The organism is Sporosarcina sp. P17b, assembly GCF_002743115.1.
GTDB lineage: Bacteria > Bacillota > Bacilli > Bacillales_A > Planococcaceae > Sporosarcina > Sporosarcina ureae_C.
Genome location: NZ_PDYP01000002.1, coordinates 324,297 through 345,263, shown reverse-complemented (window position 1 = coordinate 345,263; position 20,967 = coordinate 324,297). Strand labels below are relative to the sequence as shown.

Annotated in this window: 20 protein-coding genes and 2 riboswitches; of the genes, 14 read left to right on the top strand and 6 right to left on the bottom strand. The window is 40.9% G+C overall.

The window, feature by feature from the left end:
* Positions 1-71: 71 nt before the first annotated feature.
* Positions 72-1,046, bottom strand: a complete 975-nt coding sequence (locus CSV76_RS03630) for a DMT family transporter (protein ID WP_199173029.1) — start codon at positions 1,044-1,046, stop codon at positions 72-74.
* Between the two features lie 129 nt (positions 1,047-1,175).
* Between CSV76_RS03630 and CSV76_RS03625 the strand changes: the two genes are divergently transcribed.
* The 5 genes from CSV76_RS03625 to CSV76_RS03610 all read left to right on the top strand — a co-directional run bounded on the left by CSV76_RS03625 (position 1,176) and on the right by CSV76_RS03610 (position 4,192).
* Positions 1,176-2,066, top strand: a complete 891-nt coding sequence (locus CSV76_RS03625) for a LysR family transcriptional regulator (RefSeq protein ID WP_099624764.1) — start codon at positions 1,176-1,178, stop codon at positions 2,064-2,066.
* Between the two features lie 68 nt (positions 2,067-2,134).
* The gene (locus tag CSV76_RS03620) at positions 2,135-2,692 is read left to right on the top strand and encodes a DUF420 domain-containing protein (protein WP_099624763.1); all 558 of its coding nucleotides are present in this window, start codon (positions 2,135-2,137) and stop codon (positions 2,690-2,692) included.
* A gap of 110 nt (positions 2,693-2,802) precedes the next feature.
* Positions 2,803-3,801, top strand: coding sequence for an Era-like GTP-binding protein (locus CSV76_RS03615; protein WP_232319580.1), 999 nt, complete (start codon positions 2,803-2,805; stop codon positions 3,799-3,801).
* 15 nt (positions 3,802-3,816) lie between these two features.
* Positions 3,817-3,966, top strand: a complete 150-nt coding sequence (locus tag CSV76_RS17185; RefSeq protein WP_157129920.1) for a hypothetical protein — start codon at positions 3,817-3,819, stop codon at positions 3,964-3,966.
* A gap of 13 nt (positions 3,967-3,979) precedes the next feature.
* Positions 3,980-4,192 (top strand): cysteine-rich CWC family protein, encoded by a 213-nt coding sequence (locus tag CSV76_RS03610; protein WP_085426712.1) that lies wholly within the window; start codon positions 3,980-3,982, stop codon positions 4,190-4,192.
* 13 nt (positions 4,193-4,205) lie between these two features.
* On the opposite strand, the gene CSV76_RS03605 is transcribed toward CSV76_RS03610, so the two are convergent.
* On the bottom strand, positions 4,206-4,706 hold the full coding sequence (locus tag CSV76_RS03605) for a ferritin (protein ID WP_085426711.1): 501 nt from the start codon (positions 4,704-4,706) through the stop codon (positions 4,206-4,208).
* Positions 4,707-4,867: 161 nt separating this feature from the next.
* Between CSV76_RS03605 and cobT the strand changes: the two genes are divergently transcribed.
* Positions 4,868-5,929, top strand: a complete 1,062-nt coding sequence (gene cobT / locus CSV76_RS03600) for a nicotinate-nucleotide--dimethylbenzimidazole phosphoribosyltransferase (RefSeq protein ID WP_199173028.1) — start codon at positions 4,868-4,870, stop codon at positions 5,927-5,929.
* A gap of 43 nt (positions 5,930-5,972) precedes the next feature.
* Here the strand turns inward: cobT and CSV76_RS03595 are convergent, their stop codons facing one another.
* The 3 genes from CSV76_RS03595 to CSV76_RS03585 all read right to left on the bottom strand — a co-directional run bounded on the left by CSV76_RS03595 (position 5,973) and on the right by CSV76_RS03585 (position 9,178).
* Positions 5,973-7,214 (bottom strand): quaternary amine ABC transporter ATP-binding protein, encoded by a 1,242-nt coding sequence (locus tag CSV76_RS03595; RefSeq protein WP_085426709.1) that lies wholly within the window; start codon positions 7,212-7,214, stop codon positions 5,973-5,975.
* Positions 7,211-8,074, bottom strand: coding sequence for an ABC transporter permease (locus tag CSV76_RS03590; protein ID WP_335696121.1), 864 nt, complete (start codon positions 8,072-8,074; stop codon positions 7,211-7,213). The genes CSV76_RS03595 and CSV76_RS03590 overlap by 4 nt, the downstream gene beginning before the upstream one ends.
* 111 nt (positions 8,075-8,185) lie before the next feature.
* Positions 8,186-9,178, bottom strand: coding sequence for an ABC transporter substrate-binding protein (locus tag CSV76_RS03585; RefSeq protein ID WP_099624762.1), 993 nt, complete (start codon positions 9,176-9,178; stop codon positions 8,186-8,188).
* 547 nt (positions 9,179-9,725) lie between these two features.
* On the opposite strand from CSV76_RS03585, the gene cyoE reads away from it, so the two are divergent.
* From cyoE to ribH, 8 genes are all read left to right on the top strand, one after another.
* Positions 9,726-10,637, top strand: a complete 912-nt coding sequence (gene cyoE / locus CSV76_RS03580; RefSeq protein ID WP_099624761.1) for a heme o synthase — start codon at positions 9,726-9,728, stop codon at positions 10,635-10,637.
* A gap of 130 nt (positions 10,638-10,767) precedes the next feature.
* A complete protein-coding gene (locus CSV76_RS03575; RefSeq protein WP_085426706.1) occupies positions 10,768-11,895 on the top strand; it encodes an amidohydrolase in 1,128 nt (375 codons plus the stop codon).
* A gap of 11 nt (positions 11,896-11,906) precedes the next feature.
* On the top strand, positions 11,907-12,749 hold the full coding sequence (locus CSV76_RS03570; protein WP_099624760.1) for a GNAT family N-acetyltransferase: 843 nt from the start codon (positions 11,907-11,909) through the stop codon (positions 12,747-12,749).
* On the top strand, positions 12,739-13,851 hold the full coding sequence (gene menC / locus CSV76_RS03565; RefSeq protein ID WP_099624759.1) for an o-succinylbenzoate synthase: 1,113 nt from the start codon (positions 12,739-12,741) through the stop codon (positions 13,849-13,851). Before CSV76_RS03570 ends, menC begins: the two co-directional genes overlap by 11 nt.
* 56 nt (positions 13,852-13,907) lie before the next feature.
* Positions 13,908-14,057: riboswitch (FMN riboswitch) on the top strand.
* A 166-nt stretch (positions 14,058-14,223) separates the two neighbouring features.
* Positions 14,224-15,291, top strand: a complete 1,068-nt coding sequence (gene ribD, locus CSV76_RS03560; RefSeq protein WP_232319579.1) for a bifunctional diaminohydroxyphosphoribosylaminopyrimidine deaminase/5-amino-6-(5-phosphoribosylamino)uracil reductase RibD — start codon at positions 14,224-14,226, stop codon at positions 15,289-15,291.
* Between the two features lie 3 nt (positions 15,292-15,294).
* The gene (gene ribE, locus CSV76_RS03555) at positions 15,295-15,939 is read left to right on the top strand and encodes a riboflavin synthase (RefSeq protein WP_099624757.1); all 645 of its coding nucleotides are present in this window, start codon (positions 15,295-15,297) and stop codon (positions 15,937-15,939) included.
* 14 nt (positions 15,940-15,953) lie between these two features.
* Positions 15,954-17,147, top strand: coding sequence for a bifunctional 3,4-dihydroxy-2-butanone-4-phosphate synthase/GTP cyclohydrolase II (locus CSV76_RS03550; RefSeq protein WP_099624756.1), 1,194 nt, complete (start codon positions 15,954-15,956; stop codon positions 17,145-17,147).
* 12 nt (positions 17,148-17,159) lie between these two features.
* Positions 17,160-17,627 carry a 6,7-dimethyl-8-ribityllumazine synthase gene (gene ribH, locus CSV76_RS03545; protein WP_085426701.1) on the top strand — a complete coding sequence of 156 codons (468 nt, stop codon included), beginning with the start codon at positions 17,160-17,162 and terminating at the stop codon, positions 17,625-17,627.
* A gap of 581 nt (positions 17,628-18,208) precedes the next feature.
* Here the strand turns inward: ribH and metE are convergent.
* On the bottom strand, positions 18,209-20,503 hold the full coding sequence (gene metE / locus CSV76_RS03540; protein WP_085426700.1) for a 5-methyltetrahydropteroyltriglutamate--homocysteine S-methyltransferase: 2,295 nt from the start codon (positions 20,501-20,503) through the stop codon (positions 18,209-18,211).
* A 145-nt stretch (positions 20,504-20,648) separates the two neighbouring features.
* Positions 20,649-20,779: riboswitch (cobalamin riboswitch) on the bottom strand.
* Between the last annotated feature and the right edge of the window lie 188 nt (positions 20,780-20,967).

Genomic DNA, 20,967 nt, shown 5'->3' with positions numbered 1-20,967 from the left:
AAAGAAACATTTCAAACAGAAAGACACATTCCTAATACGTGGAATGTGTCTTTCTGTTTTCTAAATTTAAATTAAACGCTAGGTTGCACATTATGTTTCTTATATTGACGTGACTCGTCTTTGCGCTTCTGCTGTAGGCGTAAGAATATATTGTTACCTAAAAGGGCTGCAATAATAAACGCTGTACCAACATAATCGAAAATCGTTAATTGATATCCTTGCATATATGAAATGACTAGCGTAGTAACTGGGACAAAATTAATGAACAATAAACCGTTCAATGGAGATAGAATTCGCACGCCAACGTTCCAACCTACTAATGCGATAATACCTGGAAATACAATCATAAACAGCATGTGTGGTGTCACTATTTGCAACGTTTCCACAGTCGGCACGGAAATATAACCCGTCAATGTTACGAAGAACACCACGATACCGGCAGTTAGTGTGCCGAGCAAACAGCTCAATGTAGAATAACGCAATGCAGACCATTCACTAAAATGATTCCCACCCATCGTATAAATCACCCAGCCGATTACCGCTAGGAAAATTAATAATGAAGGTACAATATCATCGGTTGCTGTCAAGAACGTGCGTAAATCACCTTTTGTAATTACAAGCATGACACCGACAAATGCAGTGAACACACATGTGAGTGTAAAACCATGTGGCTTATGTCGACTGATGATCCAGACAATTACGATGGAAATCATGGGCATCATGGCTTCTGAAACGGAAGCCACCATAGTGCCTGGTTGTCCCATCAAGTCTTGCCCCCAGAAAATAAAGAGATTATAGACAACGAACGCCATCGTTCCAAAGAACCAAAGAGATAAACCTCTTTTCTCAAACCGAAAAGCCTTTGTTCCTTCTTTGAATAATAGTATAACAACTAGTAGAACGGTTACGGATACATAACGAATTAATGTGAAGTAAAATGGATCAATGTTTTTGAACGCGCTATTAGCAACCGGGAACATTGCACCCCACGATGCACTCGCTATAAAGCAAAGAAGCGCTCCCCAGATAATTTTGTTTTTCAACAACGAAACCCCCTTGAAGTACTACTTCTAGTAAACACTATTTCAGACATCACGTAAAACGAATAATAATGATGACTACTATCAATTTTATTGATATCATAGAAATAAGAGAATATTACTAGGAGGATGACTATGGAATTCAAAGACTTGGAAATATTTCAGATGGTAGCGGAAAAAGGAACTATTACGGCAGCTGCAAAAGAATTAAGCTATGTGCAGTCCAATATTACGTCTCGAATACAAAAACTAGAATCGGAACTGAAGACGCCATTATTCAACCGCCATAACCGTGGAATGATCCTAACGCCTGAAGGAAAAAGACTTCTTGTATATAGTGAGAAAATTTTATCTCTAACGAATGAGATGAGAAAAGTTGTGCAGAACGACAAAGAGCCTTCCGGAAAGCTTGAGCTAGGTTCAGTAGAAACCGTCATCAAACTACCGATCATTCTATCGAGATATAATAAAAGGTATAGCCAAGTCGATATATCACTTTTATCAGGAGTAACAGAGCGATTACAAGCAAAAGTTTTAAATCATCAACTTGATGGAGCTTTCATTTCGGAAGGGACGACGCATCCAGACTTGGCTGTACATGATGTACTGGAAGAAGAACTAGTATTACTTTCAAGTAAACCATTCCAATCCATTGCAGATATTAAAGATGAACCCATACTTTGTTTCAGTAAGGGATGCGGGTATCGGGCACGTTTGGAATCTTGGCTTGAGGATGAGCAATTTAAGCCAACGAAAATGATGGAGTTCGGAACATTGGAGACAATTCTTGGTAGTGTGGCAGCGGGGCTAGGAGTAACATTCGTTCCGAGATCGACAGTTTCGCACCTACTGGATCAAGGGGTAGTCTATTGTTATCATCTACCGCCAAAATATAGTCACATTAAAACGGTCTTTGTCCGTCGTGCAGATTCATATTTAACACCGACTATCACGAAGTTTATTAAAGTGATTGATGAGTTTAGGGAAGAAGCAGCAACGCAATTTCAAAAATCGACACAAATTTAACCTGCACAACGTGTTACGTATGGTACGATGTAGGGTAGTTATGATTATAGAATTAGGAGTGTCACTAGATGAATTATTCGAATCAGACAACACCACATGCAAACTTTAAGAAACGTAATTATCGTCCGGCGATCATCGCGATCTCGATCATTCTCATCGGTGCAATCGGTGTCTTAGCTGGAATGCCAGGTGTAGAGAATTTCACTGCATTTGATATTACTATTTTACCTTTATTGAATGCTATATTTAACAGCTTCACATTTGTCTTTCTTGTCGGTGCGCTAGTCGCTATCATGAAGAAGAATGTCAAAGTGCATCAGCGCTTTATTTACGCCGCATTTGGCACAACTGCTTTATTTCTTGTGACATATGTCTCGTACCATTTCTTATCAGAATCCACGCCGTTTGGTGGTAGTGGCTTCATGGCAGGATTTTATTATTTCATCTTGATCACACATATTTTGCTTGCTGCTGCCATCGTGCCGCTCGCATTGACAAGTGTTGCAAGAGCATGGAATATGGAAATTCCACGCCATCGTAAAATCGCACGTTGGACAATGCCCATCTGGTTATATGTTAGTTTTACCGGAGTACTTGTGTATATTTTGATTTCACCTTATTATTAAGTGACCAGATAAATAGCGTAGAGCATCAGTCAAAAGAGAGTGATTGACTGATGCTCTTTTTCACAATAGGATAATCAGAATAGTCAAACTTAATGAATGGAAGTGCTACAATGAAAACATCTAAATTTATGTCGGATGAATCATTTGATGAGATTTTTAAGTCTGAGTCGGAACTAATTAATGAACAACTAAAAAAGGAAATATTGATTGCGATGGTTGGAGACGTCAATGCAGGGAAGTCTTCTACACTGAACCGCCTCATGCAAAAAGATGTAGCTGAAGTAGGAGCGCAACCGGGTGAAACCAAGGAAGTTAAGAAGTTTTATTACAGTGACAAAATATTATTTGTTGATACACCTGGTCTTGATGATATCTATCAGGAACATTCCAATGAGACATTGAAGTTTTATAATCAAGCAGACGTCATTCTTTTCTTTCTAAATGCAGCGGGTACCGTTTTGTCAGATACCGAACTAAAATCATTGAATAAGATTGCTACGCTGAATAAGAAAATTATTCTAGTACTCAATAAAATTGATGCAGCAGATGACGTTCCGAGTTTAGTGAACTATGTTTTGGAGCATACTGGGTTTGCCTATCCGGTTATACCCATATCATCAAAGACAGGAGAGCAGATGGAGTTCTTACAAAAAGAGATCCTCCAACACTTAAAAGATGCAAATAAAGATCTATTACTTGCTGCGAATATGGCAGACAAGTCATCTATTGCCAAGAGGTGGATTCTGGCTAGCGGTGCATCAGCAGCTGCAATCGGCGCAGCTCCCATTCCAGGTGCTGATTTTATCCCTTTGACAACATTGCAAGTGGGCCTTATGTTGAAGTTATCGACATTATATGGAAAGCCTATCACGAAAGATCACGCTAAGGAATTGATCATCGCAACGATTGTAGGAAATATCGGTAAAACCGCTTTCCGTCAAATCGTGAAAGTAATTCCGGGTGCGGGAATGGTCGTGGCCGCAAGTGTTGCAGGATCAATGACGATTGCGTTAGGTTATGCAGTGAAGTACATGTATGAAAATAATATGGAACTCACACCTGAAACATTGAAAAAAGTATATAAAACATTTTTGAAAAAACAAAAGTAAAAAGGGGACGGTTGTATGGAGTGGTTTAACTACGCAACGTTTGTGGTCGCTTTACTGGCTGGTTTGTATTCGATGGAGAGTATGAAACGCAATAAAGAATTGGAAGACCGAGTAGTGGAATTAGAGAAGAAAAATACAGCTGAGTTGGATAAACATCGTTTGTAGAGAAGGGGATTACTTGATTACTCAATGTCCGATTTGCCAAGGAAATAATAAGTGTTCGAATCTATCCGCGGAACCAGAGATTTGCTGGTGTACAAAGAAAGTATTTACAGATGAAGTATTTCGGAAAATCCCTGAAGAACAACTGTATAAACAGTGCATTTGCGAAAGGTGTTTACATCGCATTACTGAAATAGAAAAGGCAAGCAAGGGGTTGGGGGACCGCTAGCTTGCCTGTTTTTTTATTCAGTTTCGAATGAACGAGTAGAAAGCTCTTTCTCGTAAATAAATAAAGCGTTCTTATCTTCACGGATACGCTTCAAATACTCAATATGTCTATCAAATGTTGCTTCTTCTTCAACTTGCTCGTCAAGGAACCAGTTTAGGAAAGAAATCGTAGCATGCTCTTTTTCTTCCCAAGCCATATCCATGATTTGATAGAATGATTTTGTGACTTCTTTTTCTTGTAATAGTGCTACTTCGAACGTATGAACTAGATTATCAAATGAAGTAGTAGGTGCAGGCGTCGCGGTAATAATTGCACGGATGCCACGATCGTTCAAGTAAGAATAAATCTTCATGGCATGATGGCGCTCTTCTTCAACTTGTTGAAGGTAAAAGTGTGCGAAGCCGTTGTAATTACGGTATTCACAATAAGAAGCCATAGACAAATACGTTTGTGCTGCAGCGAACTCGTTGTTCATTTGTTCATTTAATGCCTGTGCTAATTTTTCACTAATCATCTGTATCGCCCCTTTTTAGTAGTGACTGGTTAGCGCAACATGTAGTATTTGCACTATCAACAGTATACCTGTAATCGACAATAATTGCATAATAGTTCTTTCTTTAGATAGCAGTCCGTATCTCCTGATATACTAGTAGGGCTAGTATAATTATATATTGAATGGATAAGAAAGAAGGTCATCAATTGAAAATGTTTACGATCCCTGCTTTAGATAGTCAAGCTGGAGCAGAAGCGAAAATGTATTTGGATATCCTGACAAAGCCGGTCGGCAGTTTAGGTAAGTTGGAAGAAATCGTCATCACATTAGCTGAAATACAAGGTCGGAAACAGCCATCCATCAAGCAATTAGGAATAGTGGTTTTTGCTGCAGATCATGGAATAGTAGAGGAAGGGATCTCTGCTTTCCCCCAACTTGTTACACGCCAAATGGTTCACAATATGTCTGCAGGTGGAGCGGCAATCAATGTGTTTGGCAGGCAACAACAAGCTGAATTTGCATTAGTAGATGTAGGGGTCATAGGTGAATCATTTTTTTCACCTGTAAAAGATTGCAAGATTCGTCAAGGTACAAAGAATTTTTTACGTGCTGAAGCGATGACTCAAGATGAAGTGGAAAAAGCTATCGATATTGGTTATCGAGAAGCACTTAACCTGTTTGAAAAAGGTGTAGATTGTCTCGTTGTAGGAGAAGTCGGAATCGGCAATACTACTTCAAGTAGTGCGGTTGTGGCGGCAATAACAGAAATTGACCCTGCAGAACTTGTTGGATATGGCACAGGGATTTCCTCTGAACAGCACGTACATAAAATTAAAGTAGTTCAAGACGCATTGATGCTTCATAATCCAAACCCTACAGACGGCTATGATGTACTACGTAAGGTTGGTGGCTTAGAGTTGGCAGCGATGACTGGTGCCATGCTTGCGGCAGCATCTAGACGTGTTCCTGTCATTCTGGACGGCTTTATATCAACAGCTGCAGCGTGTGTAGCTGAAACTTTAGGTGAAGGGGCGTCAGGATATATGTTGCTAGGTCATCAGTCGATGGAACCGGGACATCAAAGAGCATTTCAATATTTAGAAAAAGAACCCATTCTTTCTCTCTCCATGCGGCTTGGTGAAGGTACTGGTGCTGCTGTGGCATATAGTATCATTCAATCGGCTGTTCGGATGGTCAATGAAATGGCGACCTTTGAAAGTGCAGGCGTTTCCGGAAAAAATTAATAAAAAAGGAAGAGTGAGCAACGATGCCCATTCTTCCTTTTTGTTATTTCAATACCTCAACTGTTTCGACAGGTGTATTCACTACTTCTTCGTCATCAACATGAATCGTATTACTGATAATGCTTGAAAGTACGTGAACCCGTAAAATAATCCCTTCAATTCGGTTCGTTTCATCTACAACAACGAGTGGATACTTAGAATCTAATACACGAGGAATAATATCTTGCACATATTCCTCAGGAGTAGCTGTCAATACATCCGTTATCATAACTTCTTCCAAGGTCTTTTTGTTCTTTACACCATCGATTGCGCCATCAATTGTAACTAACCCAAGCAATTGTCGTTCACGATTCGTAATAAAGACACTTGAAATGCCGTGCTCTTCCATGTTTTTGATTGCAACATGTAAACCATCTTTGCCGTTCATGACGCTTAATGGTTTTGACATGATATTCTCAGCTTGCAACACTTTAGAACGGTCAATTTCACGAGTGAAATCAATAATATAATCGTTTGCCGGTGTCTCCAATAACTCTTCTGGTGTACCTACTTGTTCGACATTTCCATCTTTCATAACTGCCACGCGGTCACCGATACGGAAAGCTTCGTTAACATCATGCGTGATGAAGATAATTGTTTTTTGAAGACGAGTCTGAATATCCAAAAGTTCCAGTTGCATTTCTCTGCGAATAAGTGGGTCAAGTGCGCTGAACGGTTCGTCCATCAATAAAATGTCTGGATCATTCGTTAAAGCTCGGGCGATCCCTACACGCTGACGCATACCGCCTGATAACTCATCAGGATATTGATTTTCGTACCCTTTTAGACCAACTGTATCGATATGCTTTTGTGCAATAGCGCGACGCTCGCTTTTCGACAAACCACGAATCTCCAAACCGTACTCAATGTTTTCCATAACCGTTCTATGGCTAAACAAACCAAAGTGCTGGAAGACCATCGCGATTTTCTTCTGGCGGAAAAACTTCAATTGCTCTTTATTGTATTTGACGATATTTTCACCATCTACATAGATTGCACCTGAAGTAGGCTTGTTCAATAAATTGAAGCAACGGATGAGTGTCGATTTACCACTTCCCGATAAGCCCATGATGACGAAAGTTTCACCTTCCATGATTTCCATGTTGGCGTTATAGACACCTACTGTATGTCCAGTCTTTTCAAGGATCTCCCGTTTGGACGCTCCTTTTTCAATCATGGGAATGACTTTCTTAGGGCGAGGACCAAAGATCTTGGTGACATTCTCTACTTTGAGTTTAACGGTCATGCTGATCTCCTCCCTGTACTTTGTAGGCGGTCTGCCACACCGTTTGTTAAACGGTCAATAATAATTGCTAAGAAGACGATACTAATTCCCGCTTCAAAACCTAATGAAATATTGATTTGGTTAATCGAGAATAGTACGCGTTCACCCAATCCGTGAGCACCGACCATCGAACCTACTACAGCCATGGACAAAGCCATCATCGTAGTCTGGTTGATTCCTGCCATCATAGTAGGTAAAGCTTGTGGTAGTTGTACTTTCACTAACATTTGATTTCGAGAAGATCCGAATGATTCTGCTGATTCAATTACTTCAGAGTCAACGTTTCGAATACCGAGTTCTGTTAAACGGATCACAGGTGGTAACGCATAAATGATTGTCGCAATAATTGCGGGAACGTTCCCAAGTGGGAAGAAGAATATTACTGGTATTAAGTACACAAATGTTGGCATGGTCTGCATAGCATCCAAAATAGGACGCATGATGACGGAGAATGTCTTACTAAACGCCATCAATATACCGACCGGAATACCAATCGCTAGGGACAATACAACAGATATAAGTATAATCGCAACTGTTGTCATCGTATCCTCCCATAAGTTGAAGGATCCAATTAAAAAGATAAAGGCGGCAAACATTAGCCCGTTTAATATGTTGTTTAAATACCAGCCAAGTAGGAAAACTATAATCATGATGACCCACCAAGGCGTGGCAAGTAAAGCGGATTCAATAGTTCGGATTGTAGTAGAGGCGATTGTGAAAATGAAATCAAATAACCATCCAAAGTTCATCGCAAGAAAATCAATAAACTTTTCTACATAATCTCCTATAGGTATTCTGACGTTTGGGAATTCATTCATCATAGGCAATAAGCTAGGACGTACTAGCTTGTCCCTCTCTTTCTCTAATTTTAATATGGACACAATCGAAAAAGAGGTGGAGCGGAATGCGTCCACCCCTAAATCTATAATTACTTACAGTGCAGCCTTTACTTTCTCGGCTACATCTTCAGGTACCCATGAAGTCCAAAGATCTTCTTGTTCGTTCATGAACCACTTTGCAGTATCTTCTGGGCTTGCTTCATTGTCACCCATATACTTCAATGCTTCTTCTGTTAATGCACTGCTTGTTTCGTAGTGACTTAAGAACTCTACTACTTCAGGAGCTTGTGTTTTTAAGTCTTTGTGAACGCTGACGAAAACATCATTCGGAGGGAATGCGCCAGACTTATCTTTATCCCATGCTTCTTGGTCAAATGGCTCGTCTTCCAAAAGAGTTAAGTCGTATGTTGCAGTCACCCATGTAGGGGACCAGTAATATCCAACCCATGGCTCGCCTTTTTTATATGCGCTTGCCAAGTCGGCTACGATAGAAGAATCTGAACCAGGAGATAGATAGGTATATTTTTCATCCAAACCATACGTAGTGATCTTTTCATCCAAGTGTTTACTTACCAACCAGCTTGAAGGTGCACCGATAATGCGTCCTTTGTCTTTGTTTTCAGGATCTTGGAATAGTTCAGGGTACTTTTCTAAATCTTTCACAGTTTTTAAATCTGGAGCTACTGCTTCAATACCTTTTTCCTTGTCACCTTTAATTACATAAGTCGGTACATAAAGACCTTGGTCATTATCGTCGAAGTTTGTTGAAACGGATTCAATATCACCGCTGTCGACTGCCTTTGTATATGCTTCACCTAGGTTATCAGACCAAACTTCCATATAAACCTGCAAATCGCCTTGTTGTAGCGCTTGCAATGTTGCACTAGACGTGCCGTTTACTACTTCTGTCTCATATCCGTAGCCGTCCTCTAAAATAATTTGTGCAATACTATTATGGATGCGGATACTATCCCAACCAGCATCAGCCAGTTGAATTTTACTGATAGAATCTTTGCTCGCACTATTACCGCAGGCTGCTAAAAGCAATAATGTGGAGATGGAGAAAAACAACATAAACTTTCTCAAAAAATCAAATCCCTTCTCTTTATAATTTTTTCATTACGAAATGCTGTTTTTTACTTGGATCTCTTAAAATCAGCTATAGGATACAGAAATGGACAGTTGAAGAGATCAAGGAAAAATCATCATTGTTTTTTCGCAATACTATTAAGCAAGTTTACAGGATAATAAAATTAATATCAATTTAAATATTGAGAAAACAGTTGATGCCATACAATTTATATGTGTATTTAAATCGTATTTTATAATGAAAATGGTAAATTAAACAGGGTTGATTCAGGTAGGTAAACAAGTGTTAGAACCTATAGGGGGTATAGGTTCGCGTTCTGTCGAAAAATAGGGGAATTTGCTATTAGATAATTCGTTATAAAATAATGTGAAAAAATGTTGATTTTTATCGACATTTCTCTTATTAAGTAGCGGCGGACAAATTTTTGTAACAGTTTATAAGGAATTGTCTTGTTTTTTTGATTTTGCTTTTAAGAAAATGATATAGTTATATGTACGAATGGAAAAATCATTGAAATGTAACGTAAAAGGAGAACGGATCCATATGACGAAAGAAGCCCATATTGTTTCGAGTACTAGTCAAAGCCGCTCGGCGTCTACCTTCTTCTCGGATATTAAATCATTAGTTAAAGGACCTGTCCTTATTGCGAATATCTTTCCGGTTTTTGTGGGGTTTTGGTTGGCGTTGTATTTTTCAGGCATGTCACTCGCGCAAAACTGGGGTGTATTCCTACTCACCATGATAGGTAGCACTTTGCTCGTTGCGGGTGCACTGGTAATGAACAACTGGTTTGATTCTGATATTGATACAGTGATGGAGAGAACAAAAAAACGTCCTACTGTGACAGGTAATTTCGCTTTGAAGACTGTGTTGAATATTGGTTTGGTATTATCGGGAATTGGAATGTTGTTATTAATATTCACTACGTTAGAAGCAGCAATTTATGCATTTATTGGATGGTTTACTTATGTAATACCCTATACGATGTGGTCTAAACGCAAATATACATTGAATACAGTGATTGGTAGTGTATCGGGTGCTGTTACTCCTATTATTGGATGGGCAGCGATTATGTCAGCGGATCATGTTGTACCCATTGTATTGGTGGCGATACTATTCATTTGGCAAATGCCACATACATTTGCGATCGCCATGAAGAAATACAATGACTATAGCGCAGCGAATGTTGCGATGCTCCCTGTTGTTTACGGCTTTGCTTTTACAAAACGTCAAATGCTTTATTATGTATTATGTCTCCTGCCATTACCGTTCCTCTTAACGATGTTCGGTACTACCTTCCTTGTTATCGCTACATTGATGAACATTGGATATATTGCAGCTAGCATTTACGGTTTCTATGCAAAAGATGATTATAAATGGGCCAACTTTATGTTCTTATACTCAGTCAATTACATGACGTTATTGTTCGGTATGATGATTCTTTGGACGTTTTAATAAATACAGAACAGACTTCCCTTCACAGTGTGAAGCGGGAGTCTTTTTTATGTTAGACTTATTAAGAAGTTTGAAAAGTCAGCATTAACTATTAAATAATTTGATGAAGTTTGCTATAGGGGGCGCTTTAATGAAAGAGCAGGTACGGTTGCTAAAACCGAAATTAGACGAAGTGTTTGCGCATTTACATAAGCATCCGGAAGTCAGTTGGAAAGAAACAGAAACAACACGTTATTTGAAAGAATTTCTTGAGCGTGAAGGATTTAATGTCAATTTGTTTGACGGGATGACAGGTTTGTCTGTCACAATTGGTGAAGGCAAGCCGGTAGTCGGATTACGTGTGGATATAGATGCGCTATGGCAGGAAGTAGACGGCGTATATCAAGCAAATCACTCATGCGGTCATGACGGACATATGACGATGGGGATCGGTGCACTGCTAATGGCCAAAGAACGTGGAATTCCTGAAAAAGGCACATTGAAAGTGTTTTTTCAACCTGCAGAGGAAAAAGGGAAAGGTGCATTAGCTGTAATTGATCAGGGGATTATTGATGACATTGAGTACTTGTTTGGCGTTCATGTGCGTGCTGCAGATGAAATGGATGACGGTTGCTCCACGGCCTCTTTACGTCATGGGGCGGCAAAGATGGTAAGTGGTATAATAAAAGGAACTGAAGCGCATGGCGCGCGTCCTCACCAAGGGAAAAATGCGATTGAAGTAGGTGCTTCACTAGTCAGTGGATTGCAGTCCATTCATTGTAATCCGATTATTTCTCACACGGCGAAAATGACGATGTTCCAGGCTGGAGGAGAATCCGCGAACATTATTCCAGGCAATGCGAAGTTCAGTTTAGACTTGCGTGCACAAGAGAATAAAGTAATGGATGAGTTATATCAGCATGTTGAACGTGTCATTTCAGCAGTTGCTGCGCAATATGATGTAGTTATTGATTATGATGTAATGGCGGAAATGGTAGCTGCGGAAGTGGATGCTGAAGCGGAAGAATTGATGTACCAAGCAATTGTCAGTGTAGTGGGAGAAGACAAAGCTACTCGTACTGTTGTCACACCAGGCGGAGAAGACTTCCACTTTTATTCTGTACAGCATCCTACTGTCAAAAGCACTATGCTCGGTTTAGGATGTGGCTTAACACCAGGACTTCACCATCCGCATATGACATTCAATCAAGACGCGTTAGCAACAGGAGTTGAAATCTTAACGACTGCTTTAGAATTAACGTTTCAATCAAAAAAGTAGAAGGTGATGTCATGACCCTGGATATTAAAGTTAGAAAAGTGACCGAACTTAAAGACCTGTATGCGATGCAAAAACTCGAGAAGAAAATCTGGGGAATGGAGCCTATCCCTGTCCATCAAACAATGACTGCTGTCAAAAATGGCGGGGTAATTGTCGGGGCATTTCTAAAAGAGCAAATGGTCGGTTATTCCTACAGTTTTACAGGTTATACAGAAGGACAGGTATACCTATGCTCTCATATGCTGGCAGTAGACAAAGAATTTCAGATGATGGGAATTGGAAAGCTGTTGAAAGACGAACAACTTCGACTTGCACGAGAAATGGGATACAGGCTAATAGTTTGGACATTTGATCCTCTCGAAAGCCGCAACGCCTACCTGAATACTTCCAAGCTATTTGGAGTGTGCTATGACTATATAGTGGATTGTTATGGCAAAATGGATGATGGGCTGAACAAAGGTTTACCAACTGACCGCTTCCAAGTAGCTTGGTGGATTGATAGTGCGCGTGTCATGAATAAATGGCAGCCCAATCTACAATACAGTCGCCCTTTTGAGACTAGTGTAGACAGCGATTCATTTCCTATCTTACGCATGCCTGATACAAATAAATGGCTACTGGCAGAAGAGATAGAAGTGCCTGTGCCGAAGAATATACAATTGATAAAGCAGAATAAACCTGAACTAGCCTATGAATGGCGAATGAAGACGAGAACCATATTTCGACAACTGTGTGAGGAAGGGTTTGCTTTGATTGATGTATGTATAACCGAAGACACGGTGGCATACTATCGATTCTGCAAGCGTTCTATCATACCGTTGCCTAATCAAAGGAGCTTATCTAATGAGAATTAATTCGGTTACATTACGCAGAATAAATATGATGATGAAACATCCATTTACAACGAGTTTTGGAACGATGCAGCAGAAAGATTTCCTACTAGCAACTGTAACGGATGATGACGGAAACGAAGGATGGGGAGAGTCTGTCGCATTCACAGCCCCTTGGTATAGTGAAGAAACGACTGAAACAACAATTCATATGCTCCGTGACTTCTTAATACCTGCCGTTCTAGGTAAGTCTATTGAACATCCCGATGAAGTAACGGGTTTATTCGGACATATACGTAAAAATAATATGGCTAAAGCAACAATTGAAGGAGCTATTTGGGATGCGTATGCCAAGCGTCATCATATGACGTTAGCCGCTGCGCTCGGTGGAAAGCGCGAGCGTATCGAAGTAGGAAACAGTGTTGGCATTGAAGATAATGTAGAGGATTTATTAGCGACTATCAAAAACTTCATCGATGAAGGATATAAGCGTATTAAAGTAAAGATCAAACCTGGAAAAGACATAGAAGTCCTCAAAGCTATCCGTGAAGTGTATCCGGATGTCCCTTTGATGGCAGATGCAAACTCCGCTTATACGTTAGATGATGTAGAGTTGTTAAAGGAATTGGATCAGTTCAATTTAATGATGATAGAGCAACCGCTCGCATCAGATGATATTATCGATCACGCAACGCTGCAAAAACAAATTAAGACTCCGATCTGTCTTGACGAAAGTATTCATTCACTTGAAGATACTCGGAAAGCGATCGAGATCGGTAGTTGCAAAATTATTAATGTGAAAGTCGGTAGAGTGGGTGGACTGACGGAAGCGAAGAAAATCCATGATTATTGTGCAGAAAAAGGAATTGATGTTTGGTGTGGCGGCATGTTGGAATCGGGTATTGGACGTGCACAAAATGTAGCATTGACCACCCTACCGAACTTCACTTTACCTGGCGATACAGCAGGATCTTCACGTTACTGGGAACAAGATATTATTTCGCCTGAAGTAGTTGCCGAGAATGGCTACATCACGGTTCCGACTGACGATGGAATCGGCTATTCGCCTAATATGGATGCGATTGAAAGATTCACGGTAGATAAGTGGGTATTTACGGCTGAATAAATATTCAGTATTGTCAATTTCGGAATATGTATGCTAGACTCTTAATTAATCGAATATGTTTCCTTCGGGGCAGGGCGTAATTCCCTACCGACGGTGATGAGCTAACAAGCTCTTAGTCCGTGACCCGGATGCTTTATATAAAGCAGAAGGTGGATTTGGTGAAACTCCAAAGCCGACAGTTAAAGTCTGGATGAGAGAAGGAACAGTACGTATATACTACATGTAATGATTTTTTCATTGCTGCGTATAACGTTTATTTTGTTATGGTTACAAGCCCCGCATAAAATATTGCGGGGCTTTTTGTATGTAGAATTGTCACTAGAGGAATACCGTAAGTTGGAGTGTTGCAGAGTGAATCAGGAGTATATGGAAATGGCCTTACAACTCGCAGAGAACGTAGCAGGTCAAACCTCTCCCAATCCACCAGTAGGTGCGGTCTTAGTAAAAGACGGCAGAATCATTGGGATGGGTGCGCATTTAGAAGCGGGGGAGCGCCATGCGGAACGTGTAGCGCTAGACATGGCAGGAGCAAGAGCAACAGGTGCCGATTTGTATGTAACACTTGAACCTTGTTCACACACTGGTAAAACTTCTCCTTGTGCAAATGCTGTTATTCAAGCAGGTATCAAGCATGTCTATATCGCCACAACGGATCCCAATCCGCTTGTAGCAGGTAATGGTATAGCGAAACTACTTGAAGCGGGAGTAGAAGTAACTGAAGGTCTCTACAATGAACGCGCTAAAAAACTATATGAATCATTTTTTCATTTTATTAAACATAAAACACCTCATGTGACAATGAAAACAGCTATGACGATAGACGGTAAAATTGCAACTTCAACAGGAGATAGTAAATGGGTGACGAGTGAGCAAGCGCGACTCGATGTCCATCAACTTCGCCATACACAAGATGCGATTTTAGTAGGCGTTCAAACGCTTCTTCATGATAATCCTCTTCTCACCACCAGACTGCCCCTAGGTGGAAAACATCCTATTCGAGTCATTTTAGATACATCTTTACGAACACCAGAGTTTAGTCAAGTGATTCAAAACACAGAAGCACCGACATGGATCTTTTGTGGAAAATATGCAGAACTATCGCATGAAAAGTTACTTAGGAAGCCGCATGTTCAGATCATTCGCATGCAGAAACCCCAGTTGATTGTAGAAGACATTCTACTGGAATTAGGAAAACGTGGAGTTATGACGTTACTAGTAGAAGGTGGCGCGGCCATTAATGCGTCATTCGTCAAAGCGCGTGCGGTGCAGAAAGTCATTTGTTATGTAGCCCCAAAATTACTGGGTGGAACAGGATCTCTGACACCGATTGGTGGACTTGACCCACAATTGATGGATGATGCGTTTCCATTTGCATTTGAAAGTGTAGAAATGATTGGACCTGACATAAAAATCATTGCGGTACCGAAAGAGAGTGATTAAGCGATGTTTACAGGAATAATCGAAGAGATCGGCTCGGTTAAACATATACAACCAGGTGCTCAGTCCATGACATTGACGATAGCTGCATCTGTTGTATTGACCGATGTAAGTATCGGCGACAGCATTGCGGTGAACGGTGTTTGCTTGACAGTCAAAAGCTTTACGAAAAATCAATTCGCAGCAGACGTTATGCCTGAAACCATAACCTCAACTTCTTTACGACAATTGACATCAGGAAGCACGGTGAATCTAGAACGTGCCCTTGCTGCGAACGGCAGGCTTGGCGGACATTTTGTTACGGGACATGTAGATGGTGTAGCGACTATTCGTGACAAGCGAACAGTTGATAATGCATTATATATCCGCTTATCACTACCAGAAGGATATGGCCAATATTTAGTACATAAAGGCTCTATTGCATTGGATGGGACATCATTGACAATCTTTGAAGTGAAAGATACAGATATTACAATTTCTTTAATCCCGCATTCACAAGAAATGACGGTCATTGCAAAAAAGAATATAGGTGAGACGGTCAATTTTGAATGCGATATGCTCGCTAAATATGTCGAAAACATGCTGCAGAAAAGACAAGACAATGGTCAAACGTTATCGAAAGACTTTTTACAACAACACGGATTTATGTGAAGGAGTGAATGAGGATGTTTCATACAATCGAAGAAGCATTAGAAGACTTACGTCAAGGAAAAGTCGTCATCGTAGTGGATGATGAAGACCGAGAAAATGAAGGGGACTTCGTTGCGCTGGCTGATCAAGTCACACCGGAAATTATCAATTTCATGGCAACGAAAGGTCGCGGCTTGATTTGTGTGCCGATTACGGAACAGAAAGCTACGCAACTGGATTTATCCATGATGACCGATCATAATACAGATTCCCATGGCACGGCATTTACAATCAGTGTCGACCATCAATCTACACATACGGGTATTAGCGCATTTGAACGAGCTGATACAATCGTTAAAATGATGGAGTCCACTGCAACTTCAAGTGAATTCAAACGCCCAGGGCATGTATTCCCCCTTATAGCGAAGTCGGGAGGCGTGCTTGAACGGACTGGACATACTGAAGCTGCTGTGGATTTGGCAAGATTAGCAGGGAGTGCTTCAGCAGGTGTGATTTGCGAAATCATGAGTGAAGACGGAACAATGGCGCGTGTGCCTGAATTACGTCAGATGGCCGAAGAACTGAATTTGAAATTAATTACGATTCAAGATCTAATTCATTACCGTCTACAACGAGAGCAATTAGTGATTCGTGAAGCGGAAATTAAGTTGCCTACAGATTACGGAGAGTTCCGCATGGTTGGCTATACTGAAACTATGACAGGTAAAGAACATGTGGCGTTGGTAAAAGGGGACGTCACGACAGAAGAACCGGTTTTGGTAAGGGTTCATTCGGAATGTTTAACAGGCGACGTTTTTGGTTCTTGTCGCTGTGACTGCGGTCCGCAACTTCACGCAGCGCTTACTCAGATTGAAGAAGAAGGACGGGGTGTATTGCTTTATATGCGCCAAGAGGGCAGAGGTATAGGTTTGATCAATAAACTGAAAGCCTATGAACTGCAAGAACAAGGTTTTGACACAGTGGAAGCGAATGAAAAGCTTGGATTTGCGGCGGATTTGCGCGACTACGGAATCGGTGCGCAAATACTGCGGGAACTAGGCATTCGAGAAATGCGTCTGTTGACGAATAATCCGAAGAAAATTGCCGGTTTAAAAGGATATGAGTTGGAAGTGGTCGAACGTGTTCCAATTCAGCTACCATTTAATGAAGCGAACGAAAAATACTTACACACAAAAGCGGAAAAACTAGGTCATTTATTAACTTTATAAGGAGAGATAAAATTGGGTAATATATTCGAAGGGCATTTAGTAGGTACAGGCTTAAAAGTAGGAATTGTTGTAGGTCGATTCAATGAGTTCATCACTGGGAAGTTACTATCCGGTGCACAAGACGCATTCAAACGACATGGTGTAGATGAAGCGGACGTAGACGTAGCGTGGGTACCAGGAGCATTTGAAATTTCGCTGATTGCGAAGAAGATGGCGGATTCTAAAAAGTATGATGCAGTCATTACGCTCGGTACAGTAATCCGCGGCGCGACACCTCACTTTGACTTTGTTTGTAATGAAGTGGCAAAGGGTGTATCTCAAGCGGGTATGCAATCTGGAATCCCGGTGATCTTTGGTGTGCTAACGACGGATACGATTGAGCAATCGATCGAGCGTGCGGGGACTAAGGCAGGCAACAAAGGTTGGGACGCAGCGGTGTCTGCTATTGAGATGGCGAACCTCACGAAGCAGTTTGACTGATTAGTGAGTAGAAAAAAAGGATGTTCCTGAAGTTACTTACTTCATGGGGCATCCTTTTTGTGTTGTTATGTTTAAGAGCAAGAGTTTATGGATAGTTAGTTACTTAGTGAGCGCAAGGGGATGGAAGCTTCGGCATCCAGCTTTCGCTCATAGAATCCGTTTGAGCGCTCATAGAACACATTTTGCGCTCTATAGCACGCAGAATCCGCTCTATCAGACGCCACGAGTGCTCATAGATTCATCTAAGTGATCATAGAACCTTGATAACCGCTCATAGCCTTGAAAGCTCAACATTAATCACAACCATAACCATAACCTTAATGCACTACAAAGAGTATCGCTTACTCGCATTGCAAGAGATTGGTGCGAGAGCCATAGCGAACTACGGCTTTTGCGAGTAAAAGTGAAGCGTTAGGAGCACATCTTTGCACTAGAGGTGGTTCACCGCCCACCCTCCGGAAATACGTCCTTCCGAAGCGCAAATCCCCTCACGAACACCAGCGTCAGCTACTCTAATAAAAACTTTCAAAGAAAAAACTGTCTAAGAAACGAATATAGTTTCTTAGACAGTTCTAAATTCATTATTTAACCGCAACTACGCCTAGCTTTTCTCGTGCCTGTACAGTAGCGACGACCATGTTCTTTAATGCAGCAATCGTTTCTTCGCGCTTTCTTGTCTTCAAACCACAATCGGGATTAATCCAGAACTGGTTGGGCTCGAGAACTTCAAGGCCTTTGTTGATAATCTCCGTCATCTCTTCAACGGCTGGGACGCGTGGACTATGGATGTCGTAGACGCCTAAGCCGATTCCTTTGTCGTAGTGATACTCATTGAAAGCTTCAACCAAGTCACCGTGACTACGTGAAGTTTCAATTGAGATGACATCTGCATCAAGTGCGCTGATTGCCTCAATAAAATCGTTGAAATCACAATAGCACATATGCGTGTGGATTTGCGTCGTATCTTTTACGGATGCAGTAGACACGCGGAATGCATTGACTGCCCAATCTAAATAGTGTTTCCATTCAGCTTTTTTCAATGGAAGACCTTCACGAAGTGCTGGCTCATCTACTTGAATCATATGAATACCTGCCGCTTCAAGCGCTTCGACTTCCTTGCGTAAAGCAAGTGCAATTTGGTTTGTCACTTCTTCTCTTGACAAATCATCACGAACGAATGACCAATTTAAAATGGTTACAGGACCTGTAAGCATTCCTTTTACTTCGTGATCTGTGAGTGATTTTGCATAAACGGATTCTTCGACTGTCATCGGTTTAATGAATGCAACGTCTCCGAAGATGATTGGTGGCTTCACACAACGTGAACCGTAGGACTGAACCCAAGCTTTTTCAGTGAAGACAAAGCCGTCTAGCTTTTCTCCGAAGTATTCAACCATGTCCGTCCGTTCGAACTCACCATGAACTAATACATCTAGCCCTAAGTCTTCTTGAATATCAATCCATTCTTTAATTTCGGCATGTACGAAGTCTTTGTACTGCTGATCTGTAATTTCATCTTTTCTCCATTTATTACGTGTAGCGCGTACTTCCGGAGTTTGTGGGAAACTACCTATTGTAGTAGTAGGAAGTAGTGGCAATTGGAATTTTTCCTGCTGCTTCACTTTACGTTCCGCAAATAGTGAACTTCGTTTACTTTCGGAAAGTAAACTTCCGGACGTTGCTTCACGCACTTCTTTATTGTTACGAGCAGGGAGCGCATTAAATGCGTTCAATGCTTCTTCGCTTTTTTTGAATTCCGTAGCGACTTTTTCCCTTCCATGTAGTAAAGACGTTTGAATCGTTTTGATTTCTTCAATTTTCTCATCAGCAAATGCTAAAGCATTCAAGATCGTTGCATCAAGCTTCTGTTCAGAACGAGTCGTAACAGGTGAGTGAAGCAGACTGCAAGATGGTTGAATCCACAAGTTGTCAGCTGAAACGTGCTTCTGGATTGTTTCAGATAATACTAGTTTTTCCTCCAAATCTGATCGCCATACGTTGCGTCCGTCTACAATTCCGGCTGCAAGCACTTTGTTTTTAGGGAAACCGTATTGCGCCAAGTTCTTTAAGTTTTTCTCGCCTCCGTGGACGAAATCAAGTCCAATTCCTGCAACTGGCAATGCGATAGTCTCTACATAATGTTCTACTGAATCAAAGTAAGTCTGCAAAAGAATATTCAGTCCATCGAGATTTTTCGTCAACTGTGAATATATTTCAGTGACAGCTTTCATTTCATCTGAGCAAATGGAGGTAGATAGAATAGGCTCATCGATTTGGACCCACTGCACACCTTCATCCTGTAGTTCCTGTAAAACTTTTTGATAAAGTGGAATCAATTGCAAGATGATGGATGGTACGTCTTTTTCTGCGTATCCTTTAGATAATTTTAATAATGTATAAGGCCCTAAAAGAACGGGTTTCCCTTCAATGCCTAGTTCGTTCTTTGCTTCACGATAGGCAGCAAGTGGCTTGTTCTCCGTCAACTCAAAACGCTGACCCTCGTATTCGGGTACGATATAGTGATAGTTCGTATTGAACCACTTGGTCATTTCAGAGGCAACTGCCTCGTCATTGCCGCGAGCCATTGAGAAGTATGTGGAAGTGGAAACTTGTCCGCCTTTCCAGTTATAGCGTGAAGGTATGATGCCGAACATTGCAGATGTATCTAGTACGCGATCATACAATGTGAAATCACCCACGGCAATTAAGTCCACGCCTGCCTCTTGCTGCTTTTTTAAGTTGGCCAATCGAATTTCTTTCGTTGTTTGAAGAAGCTCGTCTTGTGAGATCTTGTTCGACCAAAATGCCTCGAGTGCACGTTTCCATTCACGATTTTCACCTATAACAGGATAGCCTGCGATACTACTTTTAACCATTGATTATTCCCCCTTGAAATTTTTGTAATAAAAAAACATTTCTCGGGGAAATGTTAGAAGGTCGCGTATGTATAAAACACATGCATAAAAAAGCACGTATTTATAGACTGCGTGTGTCTAACACTTCCCTATTCACCGTAGGATTAAGCGTTGTGAAAAATAGGCAGGTATCTGGCTGGACGCTGGGCGTCTTCACAGTGGCGGGACCGCTCCAAGAAAGGATTCCCTATTAGGAAATGAAAAATTTTTCATTTCACCTATTTTTCAAACTATTCAATTCAGATGATTGTCTCTAAAGCTATCATATGGAAAAACAGGTGTCAACTTGCTATCTATATTTAATGATTACTACCTATAGAACAATTATTAAAGTAGAAAGATAGGTGCGAGAGGAGTGAAGACTTCTCTACATAAACTGTTATATAACTGTTGTAGATGATTACAATCACATCTACTTAATCGAG